The following is a 6818-nucleotide window of genomic DNA, read 5'->3' on the forward strand; positions in this document are numbered from 1 at the left end:
CCACCCGAAAGGACCAACCCGTGAGCACCACCCAGGAAACCGCCGCAGCAGTCCCCGCCGGCCTCGCGGGCGATGCCAAGGCCACCGCCCGCGAGTGGATCGACGCGAACATGGACCGGCTCTCCGAATGGCACCGGCACATCTGGGAGCTCGCCGAGCCGGCTTGGCGCGAATACCGGTCGGCCGCCTGGTATGTGGAGCGGCTGCGCGCCGAGGGCTTCGAGGTGGAGGAGGGCAGCGGCGGAATGCCTACCGCGTTCAAGGCCGAGTGGGCGCAGGGGAGCGGCGGACCGGTGCTGCTGACCTATGCCGAGTACGACGCGGTGCCCGGCAACTGCCAGGCCGCCTCCACCGAGGAAACCCCGCGCGACGGCCTGAGCGCGTTCGCTCCCGGCCACACCGACCCGCACTCGGCGCTGGGCATCTCCACGCTGGCCGGACTGCTGGGCACCAAGCACGCGATGGAGGTCCACGGCATCGCCGGCACGCTGCGCTACACCGGCGAACCGGCGGAGAAGGTGCAGGGCTCCAAGGTGGTGCACGGGCTGCGCGGCTACTACGACGGCGTGGACGCGATCGTCAGCTTCCACCCGTTCTACATGCTGCCCCTGTGCAACACTGCCCGCTGGGACACCCAGTGCGGCTCCTACTACTCGAAGGTCTACTCGTTCATCTGCGACGAGCCGGAAACCTGGCAGCTCTCGGCCAACCCGAACTCGCCTATCCCGGCGTCGCACTCGGCCGCCCGCGCGCCGGGGGCGAACGTGGCGCTGATGCAGATGTACACCAGTTCGCGGGTGATGCAGGACGCCATGCTGCCCAGCTTCGGCGGCTGGAGCCTCTCGGACGCGATCCTCGGCTCGGGGCAGGCGACTGCGGATAACCTGCCGGCGCGGATTGTGCAGATCCAGTACTCCTGGCGCTGCCCCACGCTGGAGATGGCCGAGCACGTGCTGGCCGTGCTGGACCGCAACGCCGAGCACGCCGCCGCGATGGCGCACTGCCGGGTGGAGACCACCTGGGTGGCCCGCAACCGCCCCGGCATCACCAACCACGCGCTGGCGCAGGCGCTGTACAACAACCTTGAGCAGGTGGGCGCTCCTCTATACAACGACGACGCCGTGGCCGCCGCGCGTGAGATCCAGTCCGGACTCGGGATTGAGCCGATGGACAAGCCCTTCCTGGACGAGTGCGAATCGCTGATCTCCCCGCAGGACGCCGAAACTGCTTTGCGCGAGCACCTGGCGCCGTGGCAGAAGAACTGGACCAGCGACGACTACGTGGAGATGACGCACTACGCCCCGACCGTCCGGTTCTACATCTCCCGGCCCGCGCTCAAGCCGGCACCCGGCAAGGGCGCCTACCCCGGTTGGGTCATGAACGCCCTCGGCGGCATCCCCGCCGCCATCGACCCGACCATCGAGGTGGCCGGCAAGACCATCGCCGGCACCTTCGTGGACATGCTGACCTCGCCCGACCTGCTGGCGTCGGCCACCGAGGAGTTCAAGCAGCGCAAGGCCGCGGACCCCACCGAAGCCCTGCTGCCCGCCGACTTCATGCCGCCCACCGGCCTCGCCTGGCCCGACTACGCCCCGGCCGATGGCACCGGCTTCGGGTCTGCCGCCGGCGAAAGGGCCTGGCACCCGCAGGCGCTTTAGCTGAGCAGAAGCCCCTAGCTCCGACCGCGAGCGGGTGCTTGCGCCGAGCCATATGGCAGCAGTCCCCTGTGCAGCAATGGAGGTACGGATCGTTGTTCAGCTTTCGTCCATGCGAGTCGGGGCCCTGAATCGACTCGCATGGACATATGCGTTCCCCGCAATGCCGTGACATGTGTCCCTGCCGCATTCATGGCGTGCCGTTGAGTTGACGGTCCTAACGGATACGTTGGTATGAGATGAGGGGCGGGCCGGTCCGCCGATCCTGAACAAAGTTGGGGAGACTGATGACAGCTTTAGTTGAGCGTGGCTTTGGCCCGGTGCCAAAGGTTGAGGCAGCGGGTCGCGCCATCATTGATGCTGGGTTACGTGGAGAATCCTCTCCGCTGTGGACGGAGCCGACCTGGACTGCGGAGAACGCAGAAGAGCTCCTGCGCCGCATCTTCGCCAACTACGACGATGGTCCCGGCTCCTTCATGGACAAGTTTCAGCGGCAGCTTAGTGATGCACCGGATGGTGTTTGCGTTATGGCCGCGGAGTTCATGGCCTTACAGAACCTTCCTTTGGAGAACGTCAAGGGTGAAACCAAGCTCTCCAGGATGCATGAGATCCTTGGATGGTCCCAAATCAAAGCCAGCATTCCAGATGTGGTTTTGGACGGGCTTCACGCTGGAGGTTCATTCCACGGTGGAACCGGCTACAGCGTTCGCCAATGGCAGCACTTCTGTTGGCTGGCCCGCTTTGTGCAGCACGTTCGCCGGCAGCCCATGAAGGTTATTGAGGAGGCGCTCGCCGATCCGGATGAATTCGCGCGGCTGACCGAAGGGGTCGACGACGAACCTCGGGGCATCCGCTATGCCGTGGAGTACATGGCTTGGCCCAGCTACTTCGAGCCTGTGACCAGCCGGAACCACAGGTGGCGGATTCGACAGGCGTACCTGCACGAAATCGGTGGATCTTCCGGCGATGACGACCCGTCGATCTCCCGCGATTTGGCGGCCATCCGCAAGGTTCAAGATGCTGCAGCCGGCACCCGTGTGGACTGGTACGTGGACCCCTACCTAAGCGAGTGGTCCCGCTCCGGTGTTCGCAAGGGTGGCCAAAAGGCCTGGCTGGTGCGGCAGAACCAGAGCGGTACGCCCATGCTTCAGATGTGGTTGGACGGCGGCTTCGTTTCGGCCAGAGCACAGCACCTCGGATCTCCGGAACCGGGCAGTTCCTTGTCTGAAGTGCAGCAGGCGGTGAATGACGGCTACCAGCATGTGGACTACGCGGAGCGCAAGCAGCGGTCGCTCGAATTCCACCGCTTCCTGAACCTCATGCGGCCGGAGGACCTGGTGGTCACGAAAGCGGATGATCGGTTATATATCGGTGTCGTTGTTGGTGAGGCCGAGTACGGGGACGAAGTGACGTCGAGGCTGCGCCGCGAAGTCGCCTGGCGCAGTCTTCCCGTGGCAACCCAAGACCTGCCGGCTCCGCTGCCTCGCCTGTTGGAGGAACAGGGGACCGTCGTCGACTTCACGGACGGCCTAACGGCGATCAACGAGTGGTTGCGGGAGACTCCAGACCTGCTCCCGGAAGTCCCCGATGACCCTGCGTCCGCGCCGCAGTCGCAGCGCGCCGTCGTGCCTGAATTGAGCGACGCGACCGAGGAACTGGCCGCAGCACTGCATGTACAGCGCGAGGACCTGCAGGAGATCGTTGAGCTGCTGCAGACGCGAAACCAGATTGTCTTCTATGGCCCGCCCGGTACCGGCAAGACGTACCTGGCCGGAAAGATCGCCCGCTTCCTGGCAGGCGACGAGTATGGCGACCATGTCAAAACCGTGCAGTTCCACCCGTCCTACGCGTACGAGGATTTCTTCGAGGGCTACCGGCCGGCGCTGGGCGAGGGCGGGCAGGTGAGCTTCAGCTTGGAGCCGGGACCGCTGCGCCGGATTGCGGCGGAGGCCTCCGCAGAGGGCAACCGGGACAAGCCGTTCTTCCTAATCATTGATGAGATGAACCGCGGGAACCTGGCGAAGGTGTTTGGCGAGCTGTACTTCCTGCTCGAGTACCGAGACCAGAGCATTAACCTGCAATACAGTCCTACCGAGACCTTCGTGCTGCCGCCGAACCTGTTCATTATTGGCACTATGAACACTGCCGATCGCTCCATCGCCATGGTGGACGCGGCTATCCGCCGCCGTTTCGCGTTTGTGGAACTCCACCCACTGGAGGGCATGATCGAGGGCATGCTGGAGCGCTATCTGGAAGCGCAGGGGAAGGACCCTCTGCGCGCACGGCTGCTGGATGCCCTGAACTCGGAGTTGGAGGCCGGCGACCGGGACCTGATGGTTGGCCCGTCTTACTTCATGAAGGAGCATGCCGAAAGCGATGCCGGCCTGGAGCGGATCTGGCGTTACGAGTTGCTTCCGCTGCTGGAAGAGCATTACTTCGGCCGGCTTAGCCGCGAGCAGGTCCATGAGCGGTTTGGGCTGGCCGCGATCCGGAAGAAGGCCTCGAGGACTGTTGGCGCTGTGGATCTTGTTTTGGGGGAGTACGCGGAGCTCGAAGCGGAGCCGCTTGAGGCTGTTTTCGGCGCCGGGACGGACTGAGGTGGCGCGGCACCTGGTGCTGGACGAACTCCAGCAGGAGCCCACACTGGCCGAGTTCGACGGAGACGCCGCGGCGCTGCTGAACGGCAGCGGTCTGGTCTCCGTGCAGCCGGACGTGCGCGGCGGCTGGCGGGTGCTGCCGGCTGGCCGCGTGGGCGCTGTGCAGGTAGGTGAGCTGTTGGTGGAGGTCCGGCCCAAGTCGAGGGTGGGGCTGGATCGGCTGCTGTTCCTGCTCGGCTACGCACAGAATCCGGGCTTCCGGCCCGACGAAGTGGCTGCCAGCGAAGACCAGGATCTGTTCTCGGCACTCGCTGAATCCCTGGTGCGGCAGGGTGAGCGGGCCCTGGCCCGCGGTGCATTGTCCGGCTACGTTCATGTCGAGGCCTCGCTGCGCACTGTAAGAGGGCGCATTCGGGTCAGCGATCAAATGTCACGGCGGCCCGGCATGCTTTTGCCGCTGGAGGTCTCCTACGACGAGTTCACCATCGACATCCCGGAAAACCGGATATTGCGTGCCGCGCTGCGTCGGATGCTCCAACTGCCGCGCCTATCAGCCGGGATACGCGGACGGCTGGCCCATCTGGACTCCCAGCTCGACGGCGTGGCCCCCCTCCGAGCCGGGGCGCAGCTGCCTGCTTGGAGCGAGTCCCGGGCGAATGCGCACTACCAGCCTGCCCTCCGCCTGGCCGAACTTGTCCTGAGGAATATGTCCGCCGAGGCCGGTTCCGGGAAACATCGGGTTGCTTCCTTTGTGATCAACATGGCTGCGGTGTTCGAGGACTTCGTCACCACCGCGCTGAAGGAGGCGTTGGCCGCTGCACCCGGGCGGACCGAGCCGCAATACCGCTGCTTCCTCGACGAGCCGGACGGTACGCGACGACCGCGCGTGACCATGTTCGCCGACGTCGTACATGTGATTGACGGGAAACCCGTGGCCGTATTCGACGCGAAGTACAAGGCGTCATCGTGGTCCGGCTACCCTAACGCGGACCAATACCAAATGCTGGCCTATTGCACCGCGCTGAACGTTTCGCGGGCTTGGTTGGTCTACGCCGACGCCGGTCCGATGCGGGTGCGCAAAGTGCGAAACGCCGACGTAGAGATCGTAGAGTTCCCGCTGGACCTGTCGCGTTCGCCCGACGAACTGCTGGGAAGTATTACAGCTTTAGCACGGCTGGCGCTGCTTCCAAATTGAGGTGCACCGGCTATTCCGGTCGAAAGCCCTAACAGCCCCGGCAAGGCTAACAGGTGCGTCTGGAGAGTGGGATGTCGACTGGGCGAACTGCCAACGTCCCTTGGGGAGGATGGTCGATACTTAAGTTGCAAAGTCGAGCAACTAGGTATTCTTAGCTCTCAAGGCTGCACACTCGGAGCGCCTCCTGATGACATTTGACACATTCCCGCGCCCTATGCGAACATGGGATTAGAGGTTCGTTCTGCGAGCCTTATTTTGCTTTCCGAGTGGTTACAGTTTCTGTCAGATCGAAATATGTTTTAACGGATTCGTCGCAGAATAAAGAATCCGAAGAATAATTGCCGTCACCTTCTGGTGGCGGTTTTTCGCGTCTAAGGGGAAAACATGAATTCTGGAATTGCTGTTTTTATGGACTTCGAGAACATCCGCCGGACCGGTCACCAGTTGTTCGCGAGGGGTTTCGATGAGTCTGAGGTAACCGTGTCTCCGGTACTTCTGGCAGAACTGATCGCGTCACGCCGGCAAAACGCTGTGCCGGTGACGGAGATCTCCGTCGTGCGAGGACAGCCGAACCGGTTCCGCGACCCGGTCGCTGCCCGCCGGTTTGAGCGTGATGTCGCCGCCTGGTCCGAAGACTCAAGAGTCAAAGGTGATTATCTGCCCCTTCATTATGGCCCGCAGGGTGCTCGGCCGAAGGAAGCAGGTGTGGATCTGCGGCTCGGTCTGAACCTTGTGGAGGCAGCGAGGCGGCACCGTCATGAATCCGTTGTACTTTTTACCGGTGACACCGATCTGAAGCCGGCCATCGACGACGCGGTCGCTGCCGGTACGAGAGTGGAAGTAGCGTTCTGGAGCCGCCGGAGCTATGGGTTCGAGAACCCGCTGGCCGAGTACGCGGTTCGACAGAAGCGGCTTTGGCACCATCGGCTGACAGAAGAAGACTTTTGGCGCTGTGTTCCCGAGTGCCGGAGCGCAGCTTAACCGGCTGTACGGGAGGTGGGCGAACGCGTGCAGGCCCAGAGTCCGCGAAGGTTTCTGAGCGGCGTTCTTGAGCGGTCGTGATGTCTCCTTTGTATGCCGCGGTGTATCCGATGGGCGGTGCACAACGCACTGCTTCCAACGCAACCGATGGAAACTGGAAAAACAAATCTGTGTGCTTATTGAGAAAGGTACGGGAAAGATGGCTAATTCATCGAGTGTGATGGGGCGTCGCCGGGAAGTGCCCGAAGTCTTTAGCAGGGGTAAACAGGCTCATCGGAATCGAGAGTGTAGATAGCGTTGGCGCGTCGGTTCCCGGATAGAGGTCGAGGTCTTCCGATGATGGAAGTTCTCACACTGCCCATCCGAAAGACCTCGACGTGTCCAACGCTA

General features: G+C 63.2%; 4 protein-coding genes. All 4 read left to right on the forward strand.

The annotated features are described in order from the left end of the window. Positions 1-20: 20 nt before the first annotated feature. The 4 genes from E4J89_RS11230 to E4J89_RS11245 all read left to right on the forward strand — a co-directional run bounded on the left by E4J89_RS11230 (position 21) and on the right by E4J89_RS11245 (position 6428). Positions 21-1658 carry an amidohydrolase gene (locus E4J89_RS11230; protein WP_240691856.1) on the forward strand — a complete coding sequence of 546 codons (1638 nt, stop codon included), beginning with the start codon at positions 21-23 and terminating at the stop codon, positions 1656-1658. 284 nt (positions 1659-1942) lie between these two features. After that, entirely contained in the window at positions 1943-4252 is a 2310-nt protein-coding gene (locus E4J89_RS19740; protein ID WP_136786220.1) for an AAA family ATPase, read from the forward strand. A 1-nt stretch (position 4253) separates the two neighbouring features. Beyond that, positions 4254-5447, forward strand: coding sequence for a restriction endonuclease (locus E4J89_RS11240; RefSeq protein ID WP_136786221.1), 1194 nt, complete (start codon positions 4254-4256; stop codon positions 5445-5447). A gap of 408 nt (positions 5448-5855) precedes the next feature. Beyond that, positions 5856-6428 (forward strand): NYN domain-containing protein, encoded by a 573-nt coding sequence (locus tag E4J89_RS11245; RefSeq protein ID WP_205754475.1) that lies wholly within the window; start codon positions 5856-5858, stop codon positions 6426-6428. The last annotated feature ends 390 nt before the right edge of the window (positions 6429-6818 follow it).

The organism is Arthrobacter sp. CAU 1506 (assembly GCF_005047635.1).
Taxonomy (GTDB): domain Bacteria; phylum Actinomycetota; class Actinomycetes; order Actinomycetales; family Micrococcaceae; genus Crystallibacter.

Coding starts and splice junctions, on each gene's coding strand:
- E4J89_RS19740 (WP_136786220.1), top strand. CDS start 1,943: ATGACAGCTTTAGTTGAGCGTGGCTTTGGCCCGGTGCCAAAGGTTGAG.
- E4J89_RS11245 (WP_205754475.1), top strand. CDS start 5,856: ATGGACTTCGAGAACATCCGCCGGACCGGTCACCAGTTGTTCGCGAGG.